At 65.6% G+C, this 24,760-nt stretch carries 24 protein-coding genes, 3 tRNA genes and 3 rRNA genes; 14 read left to right on the top strand and 16 right to left on the bottom strand.

Going from position 1 to position 24,760, the window contains the following annotated elements; all coding sequences use genetic code 11:
* The first annotated feature begins 625 nt into the window (after positions 1-625).
* From RJT68_RS18045 to RJT68_RS18025, 5 genes are all read left to right on the top strand, one after another.
* A 16S ribosomal RNA gene (locus tag RJT68_RS18045) occupies positions 626-2,098 on the top strand.
* 131 nt (positions 2,099-2,229) lie between these two features.
* Positions 2,230-2,301: transfer RNA gene (locus tag RJT68_RS18040), tRNA-Ala, on the top strand.
* Between the two features lie 232 nt (positions 2,302-2,533).
* Positions 2,534-5,452, top strand: a 23S ribosomal RNA gene (locus RJT68_RS18035).
* Positions 5,453-5,592: 140 nt separating this feature from the next.
* Positions 5,593-5,714 (top strand): 5S ribosomal RNA (rrf, locus tag RJT68_RS18030).
* Together the 16S, 23S and 5S rRNA genes with 2 tRNA genes alongside form the textbook arrangement of a ribosomal RNA operon.
* Before the next feature lie 186 nt (positions 5,715-5,900).
* Positions 5,901-5,976: transfer RNA gene (locus RJT68_RS18025), tRNA-Cys, on the top strand.
* A gap of 385 nt (positions 5,977-6,361) precedes the next feature.
* On the opposite strand, the gene RJT68_RS18020 is transcribed toward RJT68_RS18025, so the two are convergent.
* The 3 genes from RJT68_RS18020 to RJT68_RS18010 form a co-directional block, all read right to left on the bottom strand.
* Positions 6,362-6,435: transfer RNA gene (locus RJT68_RS18020), tRNA-Lys, on the bottom strand.
* Positions 6,436-6,516: 81 nt separating this feature from the next.
* Positions 6,517-7,281 (bottom strand): DUF7119 family protein, encoded by a 765-nt coding sequence (locus tag RJT68_RS18015; protein WP_407037913.1) that lies wholly within the window; start codon positions 7,279-7,281, stop codon positions 6,517-6,519.
* Between the two features lie 354 nt (positions 7,282-7,635).
* The gene (locus RJT68_RS18010) at positions 7,636-7,776 is read right to left on the bottom strand and encodes a hypothetical protein (protein ID WP_407037912.1); all 141 of its coding nucleotides are present in this window, start codon (positions 7,774-7,776) and stop codon (positions 7,636-7,638) included.
* Between the two features lie 432 nt (positions 7,777-8,208).
* Between RJT68_RS18010 and RJT68_RS18005 the strand changes: the two genes are divergently transcribed.
* The 4 genes from RJT68_RS18005 (at position 8,209) to RJT68_RS17990 (ending at position 10,126) form a co-directional block, all read left to right on the top strand.
* Positions 8,209-8,508, top strand: coding sequence for a DUF6360 family protein (locus tag RJT68_RS18005; RefSeq protein ID WP_407037911.1), 300 nt, complete (start codon positions 8,209-8,211; stop codon positions 8,506-8,508).
* 73 nt (positions 8,509-8,581) lie between these two features.
* Entirely contained in the window at positions 8,582-9,061 is a 480-nt protein-coding gene (gene rimI, locus RJT68_RS18000; RefSeq protein ID WP_407037910.1) for a ribosomal protein S18-alanine N-acetyltransferase, read from the top strand.
* A 68-nt stretch (positions 9,062-9,129) separates the two neighbouring features.
* Positions 9,130-9,681, top strand: coding sequence for a DUF5810 domain-containing protein (locus RJT68_RS17995; protein WP_407037909.1), 552 nt, complete (start codon positions 9,130-9,132; stop codon positions 9,679-9,681).
* 25 nt (positions 9,682-9,706) lie between these two features.
* The gene (locus tag RJT68_RS17990) at positions 9,707-10,126 is read left to right on the top strand and encodes a DUF5809 family protein (protein ID WP_407037908.1); all 420 of its coding nucleotides are present in this window, start codon (positions 9,707-9,709) and stop codon (positions 10,124-10,126) included.
* A 1-nt stretch (position 10,127) separates the two neighbouring features.
* Here RJT68_RS17990 and RJT68_RS17985 read toward each other — a convergent pair whose 3' ends face one another.
* Positions 10,128-10,619, bottom strand: coding sequence for a DoxX family membrane protein (locus RJT68_RS17985; RefSeq protein WP_407037907.1), 492 nt, complete (start codon positions 10,617-10,619; stop codon positions 10,128-10,130).
* Positions 10,620-10,845: 226 nt separating this feature from the next.
* Here RJT68_RS17985 and RJT68_RS17980 point away from each other — a divergent pair, with 226 nt between their 5' ends.
* Positions 10,846-11,484 (top strand): NUDIX hydrolase, encoded by a 639-nt coding sequence (locus RJT68_RS17980; RefSeq protein WP_407037906.1) that lies wholly within the window; start codon positions 10,846-10,848, stop codon positions 11,482-11,484.
* Positions 11,485-11,589: 105 nt separating this feature from the next.
* Positions 11,590-11,955, top strand: a complete 366-nt coding sequence (locus RJT68_RS17975) for a rhodanese-like domain-containing protein (protein ID WP_407037905.1) — start codon at positions 11,590-11,592, stop codon at positions 11,953-11,955.
* Positions 11,956-12,176: 221 nt separating this feature from the next.
* Here the strand turns inward: RJT68_RS17975 and yciH are convergent, their stop codons facing one another.
* From yciH to RJT68_RS17945, 6 genes are all read right to left on the bottom strand, one after another.
* Positions 12,177-12,470, bottom strand: a complete 294-nt coding sequence (gene yciH / locus RJT68_RS17970; protein WP_407037904.1) for a stress response translation initiation inhibitor YciH — start codon at positions 12,468-12,470, stop codon at positions 12,177-12,179.
* Between the two features lie 125 nt (positions 12,471-12,595).
* Positions 12,596-14,923, bottom strand: coding sequence for a transglutaminase TgpA family protein (locus RJT68_RS17965; RefSeq protein ID WP_407037903.1), 2,328 nt, complete (start codon positions 14,921-14,923; stop codon positions 12,596-12,598).
* On the bottom strand, positions 14,920-16,080 hold the full coding sequence (locus RJT68_RS17960) for a DUF58 domain-containing protein (protein ID WP_407037902.1): 1,161 nt from the start codon (positions 16,078-16,080) through the stop codon (positions 14,920-14,922). The genes RJT68_RS17965 and RJT68_RS17960 overlap by 4 nt, the downstream gene beginning before the upstream one ends.
* A complete protein-coding gene (locus RJT68_RS17955; RefSeq protein WP_407037901.1) occupies positions 16,077-17,114 on the bottom strand; it encodes an AAA family ATPase in 1,038 nt (345 codons plus the stop codon). Before RJT68_RS17955 ends, RJT68_RS17960 begins: the two co-directional genes overlap by 4 nt.
* Before the next feature lie 244 nt (positions 17,115-17,358).
* Complete coding sequence (locus RJT68_RS17950) at positions 17,359-17,553, bottom strand: cold-shock protein (protein ID WP_407037900.1); 195 nt, start codon at positions 17,551-17,553, stop codon at positions 17,359-17,361.
* 84 nt (positions 17,554-17,637) lie between these two features.
* Positions 17,638-18,090 carry a DUF7573 domain-containing protein gene (locus RJT68_RS17945; protein ID WP_407037899.1) on the bottom strand — a complete coding sequence of 151 codons (453 nt, stop codon included), beginning with the start codon at positions 18,088-18,090 and terminating at the stop codon, positions 17,638-17,640.
* A 285-nt stretch (positions 18,091-18,375) separates the two neighbouring features.
* On the opposite strand from RJT68_RS17945, the gene RJT68_RS17940 reads away from it, so the two are divergent.
* The 3 genes from RJT68_RS17940 to RJT68_RS17930 all read left to right on the top strand — a co-directional run bounded on the left by RJT68_RS17940 (position 18,376) and on the right by RJT68_RS17930 (position 19,665).
* Entirely contained in the window at positions 18,376-18,696 is a 321-nt protein-coding gene (locus RJT68_RS17940; RefSeq protein WP_407037898.1) for a HalOD1 output domain-containing protein, read from the top strand.
* Positions 18,674-19,375: a hypothetical protein gene (locus RJT68_RS17935; RefSeq protein WP_407037897.1), complete on the top strand. Its 702-nt coding sequence runs from the start codon at positions 18,674-18,676 to the stop codon at positions 19,373-19,375. The genes RJT68_RS17940 and RJT68_RS17935 overlap by 23 nt, the downstream gene beginning before the upstream one ends.
* Before the next feature lie 89 nt (positions 19,376-19,464).
* Complete coding sequence (locus tag RJT68_RS17930) at positions 19,465-19,665, top strand: hypothetical protein (RefSeq protein WP_407037896.1); 201 nt, start codon at positions 19,465-19,467, stop codon at positions 19,663-19,665.
* 359 nt (positions 19,666-20,024) lie between these two features.
* On the opposite strand, the gene RJT68_RS17925 is transcribed toward RJT68_RS17930, so the two are convergent.
* From RJT68_RS17925 to RJT68_RS17900, 6 genes are all read right to left on the bottom strand, one after another.
* Positions 20,025-21,344, bottom strand: coding sequence for an RNA-guided endonuclease TnpB family protein (locus tag RJT68_RS17925; RefSeq protein WP_407037895.1), 1,320 nt, complete (start codon positions 21,342-21,344; stop codon positions 20,025-20,027).
* A 2-nt stretch (positions 21,345-21,346) separates the two neighbouring features.
* Entirely contained in the window at positions 21,347-21,739 is a 393-nt protein-coding gene (gene tnpA / locus RJT68_RS17920) for an IS200/IS605-like element ISHal1 family transposase (protein ID WP_407037894.1), read from the bottom strand.
* A gap of 147 nt (positions 21,740-21,886) precedes the next feature.
* Complete coding sequence (locus tag RJT68_RS17915) at positions 21,887-22,867, bottom strand: hypothetical protein (protein ID WP_407040405.1); 981 nt, start codon at positions 22,865-22,867, stop codon at positions 21,887-21,889.
* Positions 22,868-22,918: 51 nt separating this feature from the next.
* Positions 22,919-23,134 carry a hypothetical protein gene (locus RJT68_RS17910; RefSeq protein ID WP_407037893.1) on the bottom strand — a complete coding sequence of 72 codons (216 nt, stop codon included), beginning with the start codon at positions 23,132-23,134 and terminating at the stop codon, positions 22,919-22,921.
* Between the two features lie 106 nt (positions 23,135-23,240).
* On the bottom strand, positions 23,241-23,528 hold the full coding sequence (locus tag RJT68_RS17905) for an SAM-dependent methyltransferase (RefSeq protein WP_407037892.1): 288 nt from the start codon (positions 23,526-23,528) through the stop codon (positions 23,241-23,243).
* 92 nt (positions 23,529-23,620) lie between these two features.
* Positions 23,621-24,631 carry a 5,10-methylenetetrahydromethanopterin reductase gene (locus RJT68_RS17900; RefSeq protein ID WP_407037891.1) on the bottom strand — a complete coding sequence of 337 codons (1,011 nt, stop codon included), beginning with the start codon at positions 24,629-24,631 and terminating at the stop codon, positions 23,621-23,623.
* Between the last annotated feature and the right edge of the window lie 129 nt (positions 24,632-24,760).

The raw sequence follows: 24,760 nt of genomic DNA, 5'->3' as shown, positions 1-24,760 counted from the left end.
GCAAAACCGTACCGTGGCAGCGCCTTTCGATGGTCGACCGGTTCGACGGCCTTATATAACGACCCCCTCCTCGTTTCTACTGCGAACGACGTGGCCCACGCCGCCACGTCCCCTCCGGCCGGTCACCCGGCGCGGAGGCAGGTACTGCATCCCCCTCGAACACGGGCCGCCGACCCCGTCGGCGGACGGACGTGTGAGCCGAGGATCACGTCGGATCTGATCCGACGCCCTTATGTACTCCCGTCCGTTCTGATCGGAACGCGATTACCCCGCCGGGATCGGCCCGGCGGGAACCCGATCCGACGCCCTTAAGTGTACGAGGGCACTCGGTTTCGGATGCAATCAACGCGTGACTGGCGGGGCGTTCAATTCGCTCCGTCGTCCCGGACTCGTGCCGAAGGGGTTATATACGCCCCGTGGCCTATGATAGAGTCCGAAGGAAATGAGGATCCTACCCCTGCGGTCCGCCGTACAGATGGGATCTGATGTTAGCCTTGGTAGTTCGGTGACGCCCGATCGGTCCGCCGATCCGCGTCAGCGAACGGAGACCACGATAGCAAGTCAAGTGTGAGTGTGTATCAAACATATTCACCGCCAAACCCCCCGAGCGCTGCTCGGGGAGAGCATTCCGGTTGATCCTGCCGGAGGTCATTGCTAGTGGAGTCCGATTTAGCCATGCTAGTCGTACGAGTTCAGACTCGTGGCGAATAGCTCAGTAACACGTGGCCAAACTACCCTCTGGAGCGCAATACCCTCGGGAAACTGAGGCTAATAGTGCATACGACTCGCTGCCTGGAATGGCGCGAGTTCGAAATGTTACGGCGCCAGAGGATGTGGCTGCGGCCGATTAGGTAGACGGTGGGGTAACGGCCCACCGTGCCGATAATCGGTACGGGTTGTGAGAGCAAGAGCCCGGAGACGGAATCTGAGACAAGATTCCGGGCCCTACGGGGCGCAGCAGGCGCGAAACCTTTACACTGCGCGACAGCGCGATAAGGGGACTCCACGTGCCAGGGCATATCGTCCTGGCTTTTGTGTACCGTAAGGTGGTACACGAATAAGGGCTGGGCAAGACCGGTGCCAGCCGCCGCGGTAATACCGGCAGCCCGAGTGATGACCGCTCTTATTGGGCCTAAAGCGTCCGTAGCTGGCCGCGCAAGTCCATCGGGAAATCCGCACGCTTAACGTGCGGGCGTCCGGTGGAAACTGCTCGGCTTGGGACCGGAAGATCCAGAGGGTACGTCTGGGGTAGGAGTGAAATCCCGTAATCCTGGACGGACCACCGGTGGCGAAAGCGCTCTGGAAGGACGGATCCGACGGTGAGGGACGAAAGCTAGGGTCACGAACCGGATTAGATACCCGGGTAGTCCTAGCTGTAAACGATGTCTGCTAGGTGTGCCACAGGCTACGAGCCTGTGGTGTGCCGTAGGGAAGCCGTGAAGCAGACCGCCTGGGAAGTACGTCCGCAAGGATGAAACTTAAAGGAATTGGCGGGGGAGCACTACAACCGGAGGAGCCTGCGGTTTAATTGGACTCAACGCCGGACATCTCACCAGCACCGACAATGTGCAGTGAAGGTCAGGTTGATGACCTTACTGGAGCCATTGAGAGGAGGTGCATGGCCGCCGTCAGCTCGTACCGTGAGGCGTCCTGTTAAGTCAGGCAACGAGCGAGACCCGCACTCCTAATTGCCAGCATGTCCCTTGCGGATGATGGGTACATTAGGAGGACTGCCAGTGCCAAACTGGAGGAAGGAACGGGCAACGGTAGGTCAGTATGCCCCGAATGTGCTGGGCTACACGCGGGCTACAATGGCCGAGACAATGGGATGCCACCCCGAGAGGGGGCGCTAATCTCCCAAACTCGGTCGTAGTTCGGATTGTGGGCTGAAACTCGCCCACATGAAGCTGGATTCGGTAGTAATCGCGCCTCAGCAGGGCGCGGTGAATACGTCCCTGCTCCTTGCACACACCGCCCGTCAAAGCACCCGAGTGAGGTCCGGATGAGGCCACCATACGGTGGTCGAATCTGGGCTTCGCAAGGGGGCTTAAGTCGTAACAAGGTAGCCGTAGGGGAATCTGCGGCTGGATCACCTCCACAGACCGGGATCAGGCCGACGGCCTGACCCACACCGTCTCCGCTCGCTCGACGCGCCGCCGTGGCCGCTCGGGCACCTCAGAACTACCAAGGCTAACGTATCTCTTCCCTCCGGGATCTCCTGGAGGGAGTGGGCCCATAGCTCAGTGGGAGAGTGCCTCCTTTGCAAGGAGGATGCCCTGGGTTCGAATCCCAGTGGGTCCATGTCTCGGTGACGATCGAAACCGTGTCCCTTATACGGGGGCGCTGGTTACGATCTGATCCGAACGCAACCGATGCACCACCCCGCGCAAGCGTGGGTGGGAAGGGTTAATGCACGCCAGCCGTCTACTGGCCGTGCAGATGAGACCGTGTGTACGTGTAGTCCAGGCGTCCACTGGACCCGTTCCCGGGTCACTCGGTTACACCATCCCGGTGTAACCACCGACAGATCCGACGAACGTGGCTACTGTGCCAGCTGGTGGATCGCTCGGCTCGAGAGCCGATGACGGACGTGCCAAGCTGCGATAAGCCTCAGGGACCCGCACGGAGGGGAAGAACTGAGGATTTCCGAATGGGAATCCCCACTGCAATTGCTTCGCGCAATGGGGAACGCCGGGAATTGAAACATCTTAGTACCGGCAGGAAAAGAAAGCAAACGCGATGTCGTTAGTAACGGCGAGTAAACCCGACACAGTCCAAACCGAAGCCCTCACGGGCAATGTGGTGTTCGGACTGACTCTCACTCTCGGAACCCCGACAAGAAGTCCCTTGGAACAGGGCGCGAGACAGGGTGACAGCCCCGTATTGTCGACTAGTATGAGACGCGTCAGCTCCAGAGTAGCGGGGGTTGGAGATCCCTCGTGAATTCCGCGGGCATCGACCGCGAAGACTAAACACTCCTCGAGACCGATAGCGAACAAGTAGCGTGAGCGAACGCTGAAAAGCACCCCAAAAGGGAGGTGCAATAGGGCGTGAAATCAGTTGGCGATAGAGCGACGGGGCACGAAAGGTCCCCCGATGAACGAATCAGGTGCGAACCTGTAGTAGGATTCGGAGGAAGCCGGTGTTCCGTCGTGCGTTTTGAAAAACGAACCAGGGAGTGTGCCTGATTGACGAGTCTAACCGGAGTATCCGGGAAGGCGCAGGGAAACCGACATGGCCGCAGTCTTACGACGAGGGCCGCCGTGTTCAAGCGCGGGGAGTCAATCGGGGACAACCCGAAACCGGACGATCTAGGCGTGGGCAAGGCGAAGCGTGGCGAAAGCCACGTGGAGGCCTGTTAGAGTTGGTGTCCTACAATACCCTCTCGTGACCTACGTCTAGGGGTGAAAGGCCCATCGAGTCCGGAAACAGCTGGTTCCAACCGAAACATGTCGAAGCATGACCTCCGCCGAGGTAGTCTGTGGGGTAGAGCGACGGATTGGGTGCCCGCACTCCGAGAGGAGTGCGCCACCCTGTCCAACTCCGAACCTACAGACGCCGTTCGACGCGGGGAGTCCGGTGCGCGGGGTAAGCCTGTGTACCGTGAGGGAGACAACCCAGAGCTGGGTTAAGGTCCCCAAGTGTGGACTAAGTGCGATCGAAAGTGGTCCCGAGCCCTAGACAGCCGGGAGGTGAGCTTAGAAGCAGCTACCCTCTAAGAAAAGCGTAACAGCTTACCGGCCGAGGTTCGGGGCGCTGAAAATGATCGGGGCTCAAGTCCACCACCGAGACCCGGCGGCACCAGTCAGATGGTGACCCCGTAGGTTGGCGTTCCGTTCGGGTGGAAGCACGGCCGAGAGGTCGTGTGGACCGTGCGGAAACGAAAATCCTGGTCATAGTAGCAGCGTGAGTCGGGTGAGACCCCCGACGGCCGAACGAGTAAGGGTTCCTCAGCACTGCTGATCAGCTGAGGGTTAGCCGGTCCTAAGTCACACCGCAATTCGAATGTGACGAAAGGGAAATAGGTTAATATTCCTATGCCAGTGTGCATTCAAAGCTGACGCTTTGGGGCCGCCTGAGCCGGGCCATCGCCCGGTCGAACCATCGAAACCCGTGGAAGCTGTAATAGCACGAAGCGGGCGAATGGTGGGATAGCGCAAGTCAGGTCAACCCAGAGCCCGTGAAAAGGCGAGCACACTGTCCGTACCGAGAACCGACACAGGTACTCGTGGCGGCGAAAGCCAAGGCCTGTCGGGAATAACCGACGTTAGGGAATTCGGCAAGTTAGTCCCGTACGTTCGCAAGAAGGGATGCCTGCCTCGGAAAGAGGCAGGTCGCAGTGACTCGGGCGCTCCGACTGTCTAGTAACAACATAGGTGACCGCAAATCCGTAAGGACTCGTACGGTCACTGAATCCTGCCCAGTGCGGGTATCTGAACACCCAGTACAATGGGACGAAGGACCCGTTAACGGCGGGGGTAACTATGACCCTCTTAAGGTAGCGTAGTACCTTGCCGCTTCAGTAGCGGCTTGCATGAATGGATCAACGAGAGCGCCACTGTCCCAACGTTGGGCCCGGTGAACTGTACATTCCAGTGCGGAGTCTGGAGACCCCCAAGGGGAAGCGAAGACCCTATAGAGCTTTACTGCAGGCTGTCGCTGAGACATGGTCGCCATTGTGCAGCATAGGTAGGAGCCGTTACACAGGTACCCGCGCTAGCGGGCCACCGAGGCACCACTGAAATACTACCCGATGGTGACTGTGACTCTCACTCCTGGCGGAGGACACCGGTAGCCGGGCAGTTTGACTGGGGCGGTACGCGCTTGAAAAGATATCGAGCGCGCCCCAAGGTTCCCTCACCCGGGTCGGAGACCCGGGAAAGAGCGCAAGAGCATACGGGAGCCTGACAGTGTCAGGCATAACAACTGACGCTGACGCGAAAGCGTGGTCTAGCGAACCAATTAGTCCCGCTTGATGCGGGCAATTGCTGACAGAAAAGCTACCTTAGGGATAACAGAGTCGTCACCCGCAAGAGCACATATCGACCGGGTGGCTTGCTACCTCGATGTCGGTTCCCTCCATCCTGCCCGTGCAGAAGCGGGCAAGGGTGAGGTTGTTCGCCTATTAAAGGAGGTCGTGAGCTGGGTTTAGACCGTCGTGAGACAGGTCGGCTGCTATCTATTGGGGGTGTGAGGTTCCTGACGGGAACGTTCGTATAGTACGAGAGGAACTCCGAATGGGTGCCACTGGTGTACCGGTTGTTCGAGAGAGCACGTGCCGGGCAGCTACGCACCACGGGGTAACGGCTGAACGCATCTAAGCCGGAAACCCACCCGAAAACGAGGAACCACCGAGGCCGCTCCTAGAAGAGGAGTTCGATAGACTCGGGGTGTACGCGCCGAGGCAACGAGGCGTTGAGCCCGCGAGCACTAACTGGCCAAGCCACACAATCATACTACATACATTCGCACGGATCTGGTACCCGGAGACGGGTCCAGGCGCGAACTGGACTACACGTACACACCGGTCTTGACATCCACCCTAACCACCGATACTGGTGTTTGCCAGCGGTTCGATTCCGTTGATCGGCGTTAGGCGGCCAGAGCGGCGGGGTTCCTCCCGTACCCATCCCGAACACGGAAGATAAGCCCGCCTGCGTATCGGCAACTACTGGAGTGGGAGACCCTCTGGGAACGTCGATTCGCCGCCATCCACTCATACTTCATACTCTACACCGACCACGAGCCGCAGGTTCCCATCGCGGGAATCTGCGGCTGGTTGTCTATCTACCGCAGAGCGGCAGCGCTGTGATCGCCAGTCGTGAGTCACACGGGCGTAATTGACTTCGATCCGCCCGTACCGCTACGCTTAAACGACCGCAGTGAGTACTCTCTACCGCGCCAAGGTGGCAGAGTCCGGCCGAACGCAGCGGCCTGCAGAGCCGCCCATCGCCGGTTCAAATCCGGCCCTTGGCTTCTACTGATTTCCATACAATTCACCGGATAGTGGGAGCTGTGTGACCTTTTCGAGAGGCCGTCTCTCGTCGCGCGTCGGACGTCGGGTGTCGACTGAGGCCGGAACCGTAACGATCGTCGTCGAACGGGTCGTCTCACATGTTGGTACTCGCGAAGGTGCTCGCCGGCACGAATGCGGGTCGAGCGCGATTTGAACCACGCCCGAGAACCTGCTCACACGGCTCACAGGGCCTCCGTCTGCTTCAGATTCCTCCTATCGTCGGAATCTGAATACACGGTCGATCGCTTCCTCACTCACCTCGCTCGCGAGACTGCGCTCTCCCTGCGTTCAAATCGTGACGGATCCAGTCACCTGTCGCTCACGGAGTTGTTCGCGACAGGATGACGGGCCGGGCGCGATTTGAACACGCGACCGTCTGGTTAAAAGCCAGACGCTCTGCCGGACTGAGCTACCGGCCCCGTGAGTCGTACTATCGGTGAGTGAGGGTTAAACGTTTCTTTCTGGGGTGGTCCGCGACGCGGCGCAGCGCGGTGCAGCGACTACTCGAGATACTCGTCCAGCGCGTCGGCGACGATCTCGTCGGGGTGGATCCCCTCGAGGGAGGCCTGCTGGCGGAGGTCGCGGTAGATTCCCGGCGGGAGGGTGAGCTCGAGGCGGCCGAGGGTGGTGCCGTGGTCGGTGAGAGCGCGGTTGATGGGGACGCCGTCGTTGACGGCGCTGGCGACGTTGCGGACCTCGCGGACGGTGAGGTCGCCGTCGAGGGTGGCCCAGGCGAGCAGGAGGCGGGCTTCGCCGGCGACGCGGGCGATGTGCTTGGCGGCGGTGGGGGCGATGTTACCGAGGGCGACCTGGCGGCGGACCGAGCGCGGGAGGTCGTGGACGCGGGCCCACTTGCGGATGAACGAGACGGTCGCGTCACCGCCGGCGCGTTCGGCGGCGGCCTTGTAGGAGCCTTCGCCGCGGACGAGGGCGGCGCAGGCGGCGGCGCCTCGCAGCATGTCGAGGTGGTCGTCGTCGATCGCCCCGGCGGCGAACTCGCGGACGGTTTCCGCGGCCTCGGCGAGGCTGTCGGGGTCGTCGGGATCGAACTGGACGGCGTCGCGGGCGCGGGTTCCGGCGACGGACTCGTCACCCCGGATGACGGGCGCGCCGACGGGCGATCTGCGGTCGGTCGGGATCGACTGGTCGCCGGGGCCGCCGGGATCGTCGCCTCCGCGGTCGGCTCGAGGGTCGCGTTCGGACTCGGTGGCGCGCCCCCGGTCGTCTCGAGAGCGGGGCCGAGCGTCGCGCCGGTCATCGGTCATGTGCACTCGGTAGGGGGCTCGCTGTCAAAAAGGTCGTTGCTGAGGGGAGCGGCGGACCGGCCGCGGCGGGACTCCCGACGCCGACCGATCGGTCGTCGCTGACGGTCGAGACGGCCTCGAGCCGCGACGGTTCGTCCGCGCACTCGCACCGCGTTCGCGCTCGCGCTCGCGCTCTCGGTCGCGGTCGTGTCGGTTCTCGTTCGGGTGGTCGCTCGAGTCGGTGCTTCGATAGTGGGGTGGTGCGGCGGGGGCGCGGCGGGACGTGACGGACGTCAACGGGTACAGAACGAGAATCGAAGAGGGGGATCGAAACGGCCGCGACCGCCGGTACGAACCGTGAGGTGGGGGCTCGGCTCACTCCTCCTCGCGCTTCTCGGCGAGGTGCTCCCAGATCTCGGTGCAGCCGGCGCCGACCTCGACGTCGTCGAGGTGGGCATCGTCCCGTTCGTCGTCTTCGTCCGTCGGCTCGGCTTTGTACTCGGCCGTGTCGCTCATGGCTCCCCCTTTGGACGAGGACGGCATAAGTCCCGCTGCGCAAGCAAGGGATACCCGTGCTCTCTCATGGCGGAAACCATTGCCTCTTTCTCGGTCTCCGCCTCGACGGCGATCGGTCCGGCTGACGGCGGCTGGCGGGGAGTTCGCTGTGTCTGGCCGACTTCGGCGGCGTTCCGACCGCGACGGCTCGATTTCACCGTCGACCGGGTCGTTCGCGCCGACCGTTCTCCGCAGCGCCGGAGCGCGTCCCCCTCGTATGCGGCCGTTTCGGGCAGGCCGGACCGTTCGACGACGTGCATCCGTCCTGGTCGTGCGGGCTGCTCGCACGCGCGTTGGCAAATACGGCCGGAATACGCGATAGGGCGTTCGCGCGGGTGCCGGTGCGACGAGGTCAGTCGCTAAGTGTGTTCGTGTCCACCCTCGAAACGAGCCATGTCCAGCCGACTGATGACGGTCAACGCGTACACGACGCTCGACCTCGTCGACGCTGTCGTGACGGGACACGAGTTCGAGTCGGAGACGTACGCCGTCGTGAACGCCACCGCCGACGAGGAGGGCCCCGACCGCGTTCGCCTCCAGTTCGAACTCGACACCGTGGCGGAAGAACGCCTGCCCGCCCACATGACCGACCTCGAGTTGACCCCGGCGCAGGCGCGGACGCTCGCGGCGGAACTCGAGGGCCACGCCGATCGGGTCGAGGACGCGGCCGCCGGATCGGGGGCGGGCGGGTGACGGGTGGCCGGCGACGCAGAGTGCCGGAGAAGCGGACGCATTCCTTTTGTCCCTCGGCGCGGTACCTCCGGTCGTGACGACGTTCGTTCCGGACCCGGAGGCGTCGGACGAGGTGACGATTCGACGCGCCGAGCGGGCGGACCTGCTCTCGATCGTTCGGATCGAGAACGCCTCGTTTCCCCAGCCGTGGCCGTTTTCCGCCTTCGAGACGTTCCTCGGCGAGCCGGGGTTTCAGGTCGCGGTCGACGACGACGGCGGGGTCGCGGGGTACGTCGTCGCCGACGTGACGAGGACCTTCGGGCGCGCCCTCGGCCACGTCAAGGACGTCGCGGTCCACCCCGACCGGCGCGGGACCGGCGTCGGGTCGGCGCTGCTGGGCCGGACGCTCGTCGTCCTCGCGGGCGAGGGGGCCTCGTCGGCCAAACTCGAGGTGCGAGAGTCGAACGATGGCGCGAAGCGCCTCTACCGCCGGTTCGGATTCGTCGAACTCAGGCGAGTTCCCGACTACTACGACGACGAGGACGCCATCGTCATGCTTCGCAAACTCGAGTAACGGGCGACGGGCGGGTTCGATGGATCGGGGACGCGGAGGTTTTACGAGTCGCAGCCCTAGCTCCGCGCATGGGATACGCCTGCCCGGTTTGCGACGCCGAACAGGTCGACGCGGTCCACCTCGCGAACCACCTCGCGGTGACCGCCTCGCTCGGACGGGAGGATCACCTCGAGTGGCTCGAGGAGCACGCCCCGGACTGGGCCGACTGCGGGCCGGAGGAGCTGGGCGAGCGCGTGGCGCCGTTCGCCCCCGAGGTCGAGACGCCGGCGTTCGAGGAGGGGCCGATGAGTGAGTCTGGACACGATCACGGGCACCCACACGGCCACGGCACCCACGGACTCGAGGGGCCGCAGCCGCCGTCGTTCGAAGCCGAACTCGCCCGGCGGGCCCGCCGTCCCGGTCGGGGGAGCCTGACGTCCGAGACCGAACGCGTGCTCGAGGAGGCCCGGGAGTTGACCAGGCGGATGACGTCCGCCGACGAGGGCGAAGGGGCGGGTGAGCGCGAATCGGACGCCGAGGGCGCGGACGCCGAGGGTGCGGACGCCGACGAGGGCGGCGACGGGTCGACGTCGGGGACCGACGCGGAGCCCGAGACGGACGCGGAAAACGAAAACGCGTAACTGCGGGCCCGCCGACCGTTCGCGTATGCACACGGAGGGGACGTTCTCGTTCGATTCGGTCGCCGAGGCGCGCGAACGCTACGAGGCGGTCGGTCCCGCGGCCCAGACGGTGGTCCGCGAGGTCGCCCGGGCCATGGAATTCGACCGCGAGGAGTACGACGAGCGCGTCTCGAGCGACGTCGTGGCGACCGCTCGGGACGCCCTGTTCGCGAGCCTGCTCGAGGTGTCGGTGGGGTCGCGCGAGGCGTACGAGGCCTGGGCCGAGGAGTTCGACGGCGAGGTGACGGAGGTCGGCAGCCCGAACGTCGACAACGTCGTCTGGCACGCCGGTCCCGCGAACGAGGCGGTGGCCGCGACGTACCAGAACGAGGCGGACGCGGCGGTCGCGACCCTCCGGCGGCAGGCGTTCGGGCGGCTCTACCGACCGCTGTTCGAGGACTCGTGACCTAGGACCGCTCGGTGCGCCGGCCGAGGGTGGCGAACGCGAGCGCGGCGCCGAACAGCGCGGTGTTCTTCAGGAAGTGGGTGAACTCCTGCTGGCGCTGCTCTGGCTCCTCCTGGTTCCAGAAGTCGTGCATGACGGGCGTCACGCCGGCGAGGAACCCCGCGATCGCGGCCGCGGCGGCCGCGGGAGCGCGCCAGAGCACGAGTCCGGCGCTCCCGACGAGGAGGCTCCCGCTGATCGCGGGGACCGACACGGACGGGGCGGGGGCGTTTTTCGCCTCGGCGTACTGGACGCGCTCCTCGAGGTTGCGGAGGTTGTCGAGCGCGGTCAGTGCAAGGACCCCGGCGAACAACCCGCGACCGAGTCGAAACAGCGAGGTTTCCTGGATCGGCCCGGCGGCCGATTCGGACTCGGCTTCCCGGCTGCCCGCGGTCGGAATACGTGTCTCCTCGTCGCTACCGCTCCGTCGGGTCAGTCTCGAGAGCGTTCCCATGACTCGAGCCATCGCGTCGACGCGGTTAGGCGTCGGGCCAGCGTGTGCGTGGTGGCGACCCCGGATCGGAGGTGCGAAACACCCTCGGCTATTCCCCCGTTTTCAGTGGCTCGAGGTGATCGATTCGGTCGCGACCGATCGGTGACGGGAAGCTCAGATCGCCGGTACCGATCGCAGAACGGAGCGACCGTCAGCTATTATCCGCTCGAGAGCGCAGCCTGTTCCGATGACTGACCCCGACGACTGGGAGGTCCTCGAGGAGCACACCGAGTACGAGACCGGCTGGTACGACGGCGGCTACGACCTGGTCAGACAGCCCGACGGGAGCGAGAAGAAGTACTACTGGGCGGAGCTTCCGCCGGCGGTCGTGATCGTCGCGACGGTCGACGGCTCACTGCTCGAGGCGGTCGACGCCGGCGGGGCGGACGGCGGTGCCGACGACGTTGCGACCGGCGGCGCCGACGACGGTGACGCGGCTGCGAGCGACGAGGACCACGTCCTGTTCGTCGAGCAGTACCGACCGCCCATCCGCGAGACCTACCTCGAGTTGCCCGCCGGCATCGTCGAAGCGGGCGAGTCGTACACGCGGGCGGCGGCGCGCGAACTCGAGGAGGAGACCGGCTTTCGCCCCTCGAGCACGGCGCTCCTCCAGGAGTACGCCGTCGCGACGGGCGTGCTCCGCCACGACCGGGGCGTGGTCTACGCCGACGGCCTCGAACCCGGCGAGCGCGAGCTCGATAGTAACGAGTTCCTCGAGGTGACGACGGTGCCGGCGAGCGAGGCGCTCGCGGCGGCCAGGGCGCGGCCGGCGAACGACTCGACGCTGAGCGCGCTGTTGCTGGCGAAAGACGAGGGCTTGCTCTGATCGCTGCGCCTCGCCCTCGATCCGGGCCGCTCGTCGCGCGGTGAGGGCGAGGCGGCCGGGAACCGACCCGTGTCCTTATTCTTCCGGCGACCCAACTCGAACGCGATGGACGGCGAAATCTCCACGGACGAGGTCAAGGAACTCCTCGACGACGGCGCCGACGTCTGCGTCGTCGACATCCGCGACGAGCGCAGCTACGAATACAGCCACATCCCCGACAGCGAGAACGTCCCCTTTTCCGAACTCACCGACCGGATCGACGAACTCGAGGGCGAAGAGCGCATCGTGACCGTCTGCCCCCACGGCAAGGCGAGCGTGCAGGCGGCCCAGCTCATCGGCTCCTACGAGGGGACCGCCGACGCTCGCGTCGAGAGCATGGAGGGCGGCCTCGAGAAGTACGCCCTGAAGTTCGGCCTCGTTCGCGACGCCGAGGACGAAGACGAGACCGCCGACGCCGACGCGCCGTTCTAACGGCCCGGAGGGCGCACCGTCCCCTTCGCGCTCGGCGTCACCGGACGCTCGTCACTCGTTCCGGAGATCCACGCTCGAGTCGCGGGGCTGCGGTCCGAATCGGTCGCACACGCTGGAGGGCGAAGGCGAGGATGAGGGCGACGAAAATCGCGCTCACCGACGGGGGAACTGGCGGTGAGCCGCGGAGATCGGAAGTCGGTTCAGCACATTGCGGGCATGGATCAGGCGACGTTGAAGCCGCGATCCCGAAGGAAGTCTTCGATGCGGCCGCGGTGGTTGCCTTGCAGTTCGATGTGGCTGTCCTCGACGGTGCCGCCACAGGCGAACTTGGACTTGAGATCCGACGACAGACTGTCCAGGTCGACGTCCTTCGGATCGAATCCTTCGATGATCGTTACCTCTTTACCGTATCTGCGCTCGTCAATGCGGATGTTGAGTTGCTGTTGTCCCTTGGCCACGTCTTCGCAGACGCAGAGTTCCTCGGGCAGCCCGCACGTCGAGCAGACTTCCGACATTACGTTCGTAGCTACGAAAGGGGCATATTAAACACTATCGGGACTCCACGCCTTCGATCGGAGATTTCGCGGGCGACGGCGGAGGCGACCGTCGCCGCCACGCTCGCGCCGTCCCCGGGATCCCGTCACCGCCACAGTCGACCGACCACCGGCGTCCGTTCCCGGGCCAGGTCGTCGACCGCGGCGATCGCGTCGTCGGCCTCCGCTCGGCTCACGCCGTCGCCGTACACCGCCCGCTCGGCGGTCCGGTGAACGCGCCGGAGGCGCTCGGCGAGGTCGTCGTCCACCTCGCCCTCGCGCTCGAGCGCGGCGAGGTACGCCCGACTCGTCTCCGCAGGCTCGCGGGGGCGGTACTCCCGCGAGAGGAGCGTCTCGAGCCGATGGTAGGCGCGCTCGGCGTCCCGGTCGGGGTCGCCGCGGCGGCCGTGCCAGTAGAGCCGCGCCTCGCGACCGAGGCGGCCGGTGGCGCCGGTCCGGTGGGCGCTCGCGACCAGTCCGCCGAGCAGCGTGAGGGCGACGGCGACGTCGCGGGGGTCGACCGACTCGAGGGTGGCGGCGTAGCCGCCGTCCCCGTCGTCGGCGTCGCCGCCCTCGCTCCCGTTCGTCTCGGGGTCCTCCGGCCCGGGATCGCTCGACTCCTCCCCGCTCTCGTTCGGATCGGACGCGTTTTCGGACTCGTTCCCGGAATCCGGCGGATCGTCGGGGTCGTCGGAGCCCGGCGGCTCGGGTTCGGTTTGCGGGTCGCGGCCGTCGGGGTCGTTCGGGTCCGGGCCCTCGTCCTCGTCGTCGACCGGGACGTCCGCGCTCGCGTCCGTGTCGACGTTCGGTTCGCCGGACTCGCGGGCGTCGACGAGGCGCTCGTCGTGGGCGTCCTCGCGATCGCTCGCGGGCGTGGGGTCGAACTCGACCCAGCCGTGGCCCGGGAAGTAGACCTCGACCCACGCGTGGGCGTCGAGCCCGCGGACGACGTACTCGTCGTCGTCGACCTGTTGGCCGGTCGAGTAGCCGGTGACGTACCGCGCCGGAACGTCCTCGGCCCGGAGCATCTGCACCATCGTCGTCGCGAAGTAGACGCAGTAGCCCTCCTCCATCTCGAGGAGGAACTCCTCGGCGACGTTCCCCGACGGTCGGTCCACGTCGAGGGAGTACTCCTTCGAAGAGCGGAGGTGGGATTCGATCGCGACGGCCGCTTCGTAGGGGTTCCCGGCGTCGGCGGTCACCTCGGCGGTTTCCGTCTCGAACTCGCTCGAGACCCCTTCGGGGGTCTGGCGGTAGCGTTCGGCCACCTCGTCGGGATAGTCGGTTCCCGCACGTTCGAGTTCCCCCGGCCTGGCGTCGACGACCGCGCTCTCGAAGCGGAAGCTATCGCCCTCGAGCAGCGGCCCCGTCGGCTGGATCCCGCCGTGGCTCGTGACCGTCGCGGACTCGGCGCCGACGCCCTCGACCGACACCGGGTGGGCGGGCGTCGGCATGACGCCGAGTCGGGACTCGGCCGTGACGACCCCCTCGGCCTCGTCGTAACGGCCCGGCGGCGGCTCGAGGCTGCCCTCGTAGGCCGATTCGCCGCCCGTCCTGACCCACTCGTCGCCGGTGAACCGGTCGTAGACGCCGGTCCGCCAGTAGGCCGGTCGCTCGCTCTCGACCGTGAACCGAACCTCGGGGGAGAGGTCCACCCCGCCGCCGACGGCCGATCGTCCCTGCGAGGAGTCGAGCGCGCCCTCGAGCGTCGTCGGCTCTCCGTCCTCGCCGAGGAACGCGGGGGCGCTGGCGTCGCCGGGGACGACCGTCACCGAGAGCGAGAGGGCGATCGCGACGGCGAAGACGATCGCGAGCAGGTCGGCCTGGGCGATCGATCCGTCGCGGCGCTCGAGTTCGCCGAAGCCGACGACGGCGATCGCGCCGAGGGTGCCGAGAAGCGTTGGGAGGCTCCCCGCGTCGCCGGTGAGGGCGAGAAACAGCAGGGCGAACCCGCCGGGGACGACGCTCCAGGCGTAGCGCCGCCGGGCGACGAGGTACCACGAGAGGAAGACGGGCCCGGGGACGAACCCGAGCGTCCAGATGCCGGCCTCGACCATGCGCAGCAGCGGGAGGCCGGTCGCGAGCGCCGCGGTGTCCGCGAGGAGGTCGCTCCCGGCCGACGCGAGGACGTCGAGGCCGATTCCGACCGCGTTCAGGTAGTAGGCGAAGCCGACGGCCGTGGCGACGAGGGCGAAGGCGGACGCGGTCCGCGGCCGGATGAGTTTCGCGAGAATCGTCGCGGCGACGATCATCCCGATCACGATCGCGTACAGCGATCGCGTGCCGCCGACGGCCTGGGTCACGTCCCGCAGCACGGAGACGTACGACGCCGTCAACGCGAGTAGCCCGCAGACGGCGAGCGCTCGGAACGTTCCCGGACCGATCGTCCGGTCCAGATCGACGCGGATCCGCGAGGCGTCGGTTCGCGCGCTCATCGGTCCGCGAACACCCCCCGCGCTCGGTTTCGATCCCCGGACCCGGCTCGAGTCCGCGTCGCGGTCGCGGACCGAGATCGAGTTCGCAGCCGTTCGAACGGGACTACGCGCTCGCCCACGGTGACGACGGTTCCCTCGCCGTCCGCGCGGACCAGCACGTCCTCTCGCGCGTGGTCCCGATCGTCGATTCGTCCGGGGCCGGCGACGGCGAGCAGCGAGAACACGCGGTGGCGGTGGGCCTCTCCCGATCCCGCGGGACGCGCGCCGTCGGGGACGGTGACGCCCACGTCGACGCCGGCCTCGAGCAGGAAGGCGGCGACGCTGGCGACGGCCGCGGCCATCTCGTCCTCGTACCCGTCGGCGCACTCGCCGACGACGGTCGCCGAGCCCAGGGAGTCGTCGGCGGCGAACTCCTTGACGACGAGGTCGTCGTCGAGGCGCTTGGCCGCGGACTTCCAGTGGACGTCCCGCAACGAGTCACCGCGCCTGTACTCCCGGAGGTGGTCGAACTCCTCGCGGTCGCCCGCGCCGGCGGCGGCTGCGAGGTCCGACAGTTCGCGTCGTCCGTCACCCCCGAGTTCGTGGACGTCCGGGTAGACGAGCACCGACGCGGTCTCACTCTCGTCGTACTCGAACCGGCGCTTCACGAGTCCGAGCAGGTCGGTGACGACGATCGACGGCGGGCCGACGACCCGCTCGCCGCGCTCCTCGAGTCGGATTTCGTACCGAAACTGGCTCCCATCGCCGATCGTGGCGTCGGCGACGACGACGGCGTCGTCCGCGACGTCGATGCCGGCTTCGGGGATCGCCGAGAGGCCGTCGCCGACCCGGTCGCGGACGGTCGCCGAGACCGGGTCGGCGGCGTCGGCGGTGAACTCGACCGTTCGGCGGTCGCCCGCGAAGCCGGCCTCGACGGCCGTCCGCGCGACGCGCGGTCGATCGGTCCGGAGGACGGAGATCGCGCCGACGAGGAAGACGACCAGCAGCGGCGTCACCAGCGCGTTCAGCGAGCGGGGGCCGAACGCCCACGCCATCGCGACGGCGAACGCGGCGACGGCGAGCAGCCCCCATCCCCGGAGGGTCGGCCGCGTTCGCGGGAGCGGCAGCGATGCGAACGCGGGTCCGGGGGCACCGGAGAATTCGGTTCCCGAGCTCATTCGACCCGGACGGTCTCGAGCGCGTCTTCGACGATCGACGCCCCGTCGCGTTCGCCGCGGTCGGTCCCCGTCCCCGCGGGCGAGGGTTTGATCCGGTGGCTCAACACCACCGGCGCCTCGCGCTTGACGTCGTCGGGGACGACGTACTCGCGGCCGTCCGCGGCCGCGCGGGCCTGGGCCGCCCGCAGCAGCGCGATCGACCCGCGCGGGCTGGCGCCGATGTGGGCGTGCTCTCTCGTGTAGCCGACCAGTCGGGTGGCGTACGCCCGCACCGGCTCCTTCACGGCCACGTTCGCCACCGTCTCGCGGGCGCGGACGACCGACTCGAGGTCGGTGACCGGCTCGAGCGACTCGATGGGGTGGTGGCCGACGGTGCGACCGAGCAGTTCGGTCTCCTCGTCTTCGTCCGGGTAGCCGAGGTGGAGCTTCTTCGTGAAGCGGTCGATCTCGGCGAACGGGAGGTCGTAGGTCCGGGTGGGCTCGACCGCGTTCTGGGTGGCGATGACGGTGAACGGGGTGGGGAGGGGGCGGGTGGCCCCGTCGACGGTGACCTGGCTCTCCTCCATCGCCTCGAGGAGGGCGGCCTGGGTCTTCGGCGGCGCGCGGTTGATCTCGTCGGCGAGCACGATGTTCGCGAAGATCGGCCCCTCGTTGAACTCGAACTCGCGGGTCTTCTGGTTGAAGACGTTCACGCCGGTGATGTCGGAGGGCAGCAGGTCGGGCGTGAACTGAACGCGCTTGAACGTGCAGTCGATCGAGCGGGCGATCGAGCGGGCGAGCACGGTCTTGCCGACGCCGGGCACGTCTTCGAGCAGCACGTGTCCGCGGCCGAGGAGGGCGGTGACGACGTGCTCGATGACGTCCTCGTTGCCGACGATCACGCGGGAGACGTTCGCCCGCACGTCGGAACAGAGCGCTTCGACGGCGTCGATCGGGAGCGGATCCGGCCTCGAGTCCGAATCGGTCGCGTTCGAACTCGGGGCCGTGGCTGGTGCGTCGCGGTGTGTGTGGGTGGGCTGATTGGCGTCGGTCATGGGTGGACGAACGGTGACGGTTTCGTCGAGGGGGGACCGCAGCGGCGGGTCTCGTTAGTTAGTCATCGAGTGTCGCTCCCATATGTGTTGTGTCGTTCACGAACCGGATGCGAGAGCCGCGGCGCGTTCTCGTGGGGTGAGGTCTTCGAGCCGCGGTGCTCGCGGCCGCCTCGAGCGCCGTCGGAACGGCGCTGCTGCTGGGGGAGTGGACGATCTGAAAACGATACCTCCTACTGGAACGACCTTACAGCCGCTCGACGTTGGTCGCGCGCGGCCCCTTCTCGGCCTCGACGATGTCGAATTCGAGCTCCTGCCCCTCCTCGAGGTCGGGCCCGCCGACGTCCTCCATGTGGAAGAAGACGTCCTCGTCCGCGTCGTCAGTTTCGATGAAGCCGTAGCCGCCAGTGTCGTTGAAGAATGCGACCGTACCTTTCGCCATTGCACCTCAATAAAGCCCCGACGCGAATATAAATGTTTGGAGGAGAGGCCACGAGTGACGGTCAATGGAGGGATACAGTCGCCGCTACCACGGTTTACAGTCGGGACACACGTAGGCACTCCCCCGGTCGCGGTCCGATTCGACTCGCCACACGCGGTCGGTCTCCGCCCCGCACTCCCCGCAGGCGTACTCCCCGCAGGCGTACGTCGCCGCGGCGGGGTCGACGCCGTCAGACGCGGCGGGGCGGTCTCCCTCGCTCGAGTCGACGCCGTTCGGCGGTTCGGACGATTCGATCCCGCTCGAGTCGGCGGTCGCCCGGTCTCCGTCCGACCGGGAATCATCGTCGGAACGCGGATCCGTTCCGGATCGGGGATCATCGTCGGAATCGGTCACCTCGCGTTCGGCCGCGCGCTCCTTCTCGCTCACGTCACAGTCCTCCGCGTCGACGTCCTCCGCGTCGGATCCCCCTCGCGCTCCGTCCCCGTCTTCGTCCGACTCGGCGGAGAGGAAGTCGGTGAGTCTCGCGTCGTCGGTCACGTCCGGCCGTACGGTCGGCCCCGGCTTAGGCGCACCGACGCGTCTCGAGGGTGACCGCGAACCGGCGACGAGTGTCGCCCTTCCGCCGCCGTCGCCGGCCCCCGGGGACGCGGTAGTATAACTGCCGTGTCAAAACGCCTGTCGGGCGACAGAATCCGTCAGCGTACGGAATTCGCCCCCGAGAGACTGTTCGGTTACTGGTATTTTCACGTCCCGAACTCGGGTTCGAACCTGCCCTTTCACGCACCGAGACCTTACCCCTTCGTGCGGAAGGGGTACCAACCGATGGACGAGCCAGTGATCGAACACGAGCACGACGACGAGACGCCGGCCAGCATCGCCATCATCCAGGCGATTTGCGCCCTCGAGGACGTCGATCCGATGGCGGTCACTTCGGATCTCGGCATTCGGCTCTACGATCACGTCGACCCGGAGGCGCTCGATCGGATCGTCGCCGCCGGGTCGGGGCGTGAGGGGGACGACGGCGGCGAGACGGTCGTCTCGTTCGAACTCTCCAACAGCAAGACATACCGCGTCGACGTCTTCGATACGGGGCGCCTCCGGGTCGCTCCGAAAGACTCCCATGAGCATCAGGATCGATCGTGACGGGTCGGACGCCGTCCGGGTGACCGAAACCGACCTCGACGCCCGGCCGCCCGGGGCGATTGGATTCGCCTTCGAGGGCACGACGACGATCACGGAGGAGATGCTGGCGGCGGTGGCCGGCGCGACCCTGACCCCCGAGCGCGTCGAGATCGAAATCGGCGATTCGGAGACCGTGGTGATCGACCTCGGTGAGGGCTCGTCCGCGTCGCTTCGCCTCGAGTCGGTCGACGTCGGGTTTGCGACGCCGGACGCGGACAACCTCTTGCCGGATCCGAACGTGCTTCGTCGGGTGACCGATCGCGACGCCGACGGCGTCGTCGATGCCGCGCGTCCGAACGTGCTCGCGTTCACGGTCGAGGGGATCGTCGAGGGCGTCACCGACGAGATCGTCGAGGCGGTCGCGAACGGGTCGCCGACGCTCGAGGCGGTGGTGTTCCGGGTCGACGCCGATCGCGACGACGAGGGGGACGAAGACGGGAACGAAGACCGCGTCGGCGAGGAAGCGGAGAGCGAGGATTCGGAGGGTGAGGACGCCGCGAACGGAGGAATCAGGGGCGACGGCGGCCGATCCGGCGTCGTCCTCCAGGTCGCGCTGTTCGGTCACGGCGTCGTCGTCCATCGGGACGGGACGATCGTCGTCGGGGCGGGTGAGCTGCCGACCCCGTCGGATCTGGGCTGAACGACGCCGGTCGTTCCCTCGCAGCGGTCGCGTGACGCCCCCTGCGACGGACCGGCACGGCCAAGTACTCCCGGTGAAAACCCCCGATCATGACAGTGGAAACCGCCGTCGCACTGAACGTCATCGTGGACAACCTCACGGAGATGATCGGACTCTTCACCGACGTCGCGCTGGGCGAGGGCCTCGCTCCCCTGCTGGTCGCCGCCGGGGGGATCCTCATCGTCGCCTCGGTCGGCGTCTTCGGCGTTCTCACCCTCGGTGCCATCGGCAGCCTCTTCACGTCCGACTGATCGACGCGGCGCTCGAACGGTCCTCGAGCGCCGACGCTCGCGCCGTTTCGCTCGGTCCTCGTCCGATTTCTCTCGAAAGTCGGACACGCTCATCGTCAATTGGGGCAACTCGGACCGTGGCGCCCGTCCCCCCGGCGGTCGCCGTGGCTGGCTCACCCGTTTTCGGGGCCGATTCGAGAGCACTGAGCAGCGCTGACAGTGTCTTGACCAGGAGATCTTCGAGGTACTCGCTTCCACAGTACCACGACCCGACTATACGGCCGACGGATCCAGAGCGAATAACGAAACCGTGCCACTATCTACTGGTGACATCCTCCTCGCCGTAAACGGCGAGGCTTCCCACGCATGGGGAATACCAGTCAGTCGTCGCTGGCAGAGGGTTTCGACTCTCGAAACGCCGTGAGCGTCATTTGCGCTGGTACGCTCGTCTCACGGTGTCGTTCGAAAGACGCTTCGCGTCTTTCGTGACCACGAGACGGCGAAGCCGTCTCGGACGGAGTCGTGGCGGTGTCACAACCGCTCCCATCTCGTGGCGAGTCATCGCGTTCCGCCTTGTCAAGCGGGACGCTCTCTCCCCACGGGTCAACCCGTCGTGCGATGTTCGCGGAAGCGTTGATGTCGGCCTGAAACGTCGAAACGTGGCAGTCGTCGTTCGGACACCGGAACTCGGCTTGTGAGTCCCGCCGACCGATACGGTGGCACGAGTGGCACGTTTGCGAGGTGTACGCCGGATTCACGTACTCGACCGGGATGCCTGCTTCCGTCGCCTTGTCCTCGATGCGCCCTTGCAGTCGGGCGAACACCCACGAGTGAAGCCGACGATTCATGTACTTCCCGTAGTCGAGCCGCTCACGGATGTACGTCAAGTCCTCCATCACCAACACCGGATTCTCGTACTGCTTGGCGTACTCGACGGCTTGCCGAGACGCCTTCTCCACGATGTCGGTGAGCGCGTTCTGGTAGTGCGAGAAGCGGTCTTCAATCCGCCACTCGGATGCGTCACGCTCTTGGAGTCGTTTCAGGGTCGTGTGCATCTCTTTGCGGAGATGCTTCGCTCTGCTTCCGCTACACACGAACGGGTCAGTCGGAGAACCGTCCTTGAGGGCACAGCCCGTGATGAGGGCGGTTTCTCCGATGTCTAAGCCGATGTGCGTGGCGTCACCGTCTGTCGCTGGTTCTTCGACCGGGTACTTGACGGTGACGTGCAGTACCCAGTTCTTCCGATGCTTCTGAAGCCGTATCTCTCCCGCCTTCGCGTCCTCCGATATGAGGGCGTGCCAGAGGTCTTCCTGTTCAGGGTTGATGCGGAGCGGTATCCAGAAGTTCGTTCCCCGACCGGGACGCGGAACCCACCACGTGAACTCGTAGTCGCGTTCGTCGGAGTGGTCGAACTTTCCAGCCTGATTCGTGAGCCGTATCGGGTGTTCGTCGTCCAACTCCTTCGCGTTGTACGTCTTGCGGAGTTTCGGGACGTAGTTGCAGAGCGCGGCTTTGGCCTGATATGGCAGGTCGTAGGGCGTCACGATGTCACTCACCGCCGACATGGTACTCGCCCCGGCGTCGAACGCCTCTTGCAGACCGTCACGATACGTGTCGAGCAGGTCGTTGAGTTTCGACTGTTTGTGCGCGGTGGGTGGCGCAAACGTCGCCTGCAACGTCTTCGTGACGGTCGTGGACATCGCTACTGCTCCTCGACGTACTTCATGAGTACGTCGATGCTCACTTGACCGGTGGTGGCGAGGAAGTACCCCGGTTGCCAGAACGCTTTGTCGAGTGCCTGCCGAACCTCGGGGTTCTCGTCGCGGATTTTGCGGGACGTGACGCCCTTGAGTGAGTTGATGAACTTGGTGAGGTCGGTCGTTGGCTTCGCCGTGAACAGAATGTGAACGTGGTCGCTTCCGCCGTTGACGTTCTGGATGTTCACGCCGAAGTCCTCGGAGATGTCGCTGGCAATCTCCCCGACGCGCTCTGCGATTTCGTCGGTGAGGAGGTCTGCGCGGTACTTCGTGACGGTCACGAAGTGATATTGGAGCGCGTAGACCGTGTGCGACCCGGTTTCGAGGTTGTACTTCATTTGGCCGTACTGATTTCTACACACCCAATTCTAATAAAGGTTTGCAGTCGTGGGGTATTCGGCCTGCAACCGACGGTGGTTCGTGTAGGAGTTGTCGGCTTCACGCCCGCCCTAAAGGGTGGGATTCTCGCCTTGAAAAAAGATAGTCTACCGCTGGGAGTCGCGAAGGATAAGCGGTTCAATGGCGAGCGTTCGTTTTGCGATAGTGACGATCCGGAGAACGTAAGCCGAAAACAGCAGGAACGGGAGGAGTGTAATCGTAAATGCCAATCCGATCGCCCACGTCATGTTTAGCACGCCGAACGCCGCTCCCGGAAATGTCCCAGCGTCAACGACTGTGAGCATGACACCAGCGACGACTAGCGCCGGCACTGCTGCATAGATAATCATCTGTGAGAGCGAGACGAGCGCCCACTGGAAATACAGTGTCTTAACGTGTTCTCGAGCCGGGCCAAACAGGCTGAGTGCGGTTTTCAACTCGTCTAGAAGGTCTTGCTCTTCGTTGGAGAGGTCGGCCTCATACTTATTAGCGAGCCGTTCGACCTGATATATTTTCCAGCCATAGTTGAAGTTGAGCGCGGCGAACAACACGTCGAAGCTCCCGAACGATGCTCCGTTGAGCTGGTCACGGACGAATTCGGCGTTACCGATGAAGCTCTCGGTGAACTCATCGACTTCCTCCCGAAGCTCGTTGTTGTCGTTCGCATCGATAGTTGTCTGAAGTGTCTCAGCTCGGTGCTGGCTCACTCCGATGAGTTCCCGGAGGAACGCCGACGGATCAGACGGACTAGGTGAGCCGATCAGCTCCTCGGTGAAATCACGGAAGTCCATCGAGCCCTCCATCCGATCGCGCTGATCGCCAAGAGGGCCGTTCTCCTGAGAGAGGACCAGCTGACTGATCGTGACGACGAGCGTCGTGCCAGTGATTATTGCACTAATCATTGTCGAGAACATCGTCTCGATAGTGTCGCCTGTCTGGAGCTGTGGGAGTAACGATTCTGGAATGACAGTGACGGCTACGATGAACGTCGCGAACACGATCGCTGCCATGACAGCGGTCACTTGGAGGCGGTTCGCACCAAGGAGAAGCCACACTTTGAGTCGGTTTTCACCGGCCCGCTCGCGCATCGTATTGGCGGTACTGATCTCAGATGAACCAGTGGACTCGCTCACACTGCATCACTCCTTGTCGGTGCTGTCGCCGGCCTCAACTGGCCGTTTAAACACGAGGAATTTGGTACCACCGCCGGTGTAACCAATTGTCTCAGCGAGTTCCCAGCCGTTGTCGCCGTATTCGTTCAGAAGTTGTTGAGGATTTTTGGCTTCTTTCTTCGTTTCATCGCGTGGAGGCCTGACAGTTCTATATTCCCATCGACGTGGCGCAGTTCTACTCACTACACTATCTATCCGTTCTATATCCTAATAGCAAGGGTATTGGTGTCTCTTTCCGTGAATTCCACCGACTGTGGGTTATTACTCGTTGCTTGTAACGACTGCTGATTCATGATCCAATTTCGATCCCGCGAACTTCGGCGCCGCGCTCGGCCGCGACGTGGACCGGGAATCCGCCGCGCCCCGTCCCGACGTCGAGTACCGTGTCCGTCTCGTCCACCTCGAGTTTGTCCGCGTAGACCCGGTTCGAGTTCGCCATCGTCTCCCGGTGGGTCGCGTGCTCGTCGTCGTAGAACCCGTAGTGGATGTTGCGGTGGCTCCAGAAGGTGCGGTACTCCCACGCGGTGTCCGCGTAGAACGACACGATCTCGTCGGCGTCGAACGGCCGGGATTGCATGCCCCGACACGCTTCGCTCTGCTCGATAGGAATTACTCCTCGTATCCGCGACCATTTATGGCGTCACCGGGTGCGACGTCGCCGCACCGCCCTCACTCCCCGCTCGCCCGCTCGAGCGCCTCGGCCGCCCGCTCGATCGCGTCCTCGAGATTCGGTCCCAGCGGCGAGCCGACGACGATTCCGTCGACGTGCTCGAGGGCCGCCTCGAACCGCTCGGCCACCGTCTCGGTCGTCCCCGCGACGCAGAAGGCGTCGATCATCTTGGGCGTGACGCGCTCGAACGCCTCCCCGAGGGCGCCACGTTCGAGGGCCTCGCTCACGTCGGTCGCCGCCTCGGGGTCGACGTCGTGGCGCTCGAGTACGGGATCGGCCGCGCCGCCGACGATGAACGCGACCGGCGGGCGGGCCGCCTCGCGCGCTTCCTCCTCGTCCCCGGCGACGCTGACGCTCGCGAACGCCAGCGCCTCGAACGGGCCGGCGTCGTCGGGGCGCTCAGCTAGCCCCCGCTCGAGCTCGCCAGCCGCCCGCTCGAGGTCCGCGGGGTGGGCGGCGTTGATCAGGACGCCGTCGGCGCGCTTCGCGCTCATTCGGAGCATGTGCGGACCCTGCGCGCCGACGTAGACGGGGATGCGGTCCGAGGCCGGTTCGAGATTGAGGGAGGCGTCACGCGCGGTGAACGTCCCCTCGTGGGTGACCGTCTCCCCGGCCCAGAGGTCCCGGGCGAGTTCGAACGACTCGAGGACGCGCCGCAGCGGGCGGTCGCGCTCGACGCCCAGGTTCGCGAGGCTCGAGCGGTCGCCCGCGCCGACGCCGAAGACCGCTCGACCGTCGCTCACCTCGTCGATCGTCGCCGCCTGCGCGGCGAGCTTGACGGGGTGGGTCTCGTAGGGGTTGACGACGCCAGGTCCCAGCCAAATCTCCTCCGTCGCGTCGGCCATCCGCGAGAGCGCGACGAACGGGTCCCGGTTGAAGTAGTGGCTGCTCGCGAACGCGACGTCGAAGCCCTCGGACTCGGCGAGGGCGGCGAGGTCGGCGATCCGATCGAGCGGGTGCTCGGGGGTGAGTTCGATCGCTCGAGTCGGCCTCGCTCCGTCGTCGCTCATCGGTCGATCCCTCCCGATCGGCCGTCGCCGCTCGCGTCCCCCGCAGAATCGGATCTGAAGGCGGCGGGGGCGTCGGGGGTCGGCGGCGCGCGTTCGTTCATACCCGCAGGGTCGGAAGGCGGCGTAAAA

The organism is Halovalidus salilacus (assembly GCF_031852275.1).
GTDB classification, from domain to species: domain Archaea; phylum Halobacteriota; class Halobacteria; order Halobacteriales; family Natrialbaceae; genus Halovalidus; species Halovalidus salilacus.
Note: the sequence above shows the minus strand (reverse complement) of the source record. Positions and strands in the feature narration are given on the sequence as shown.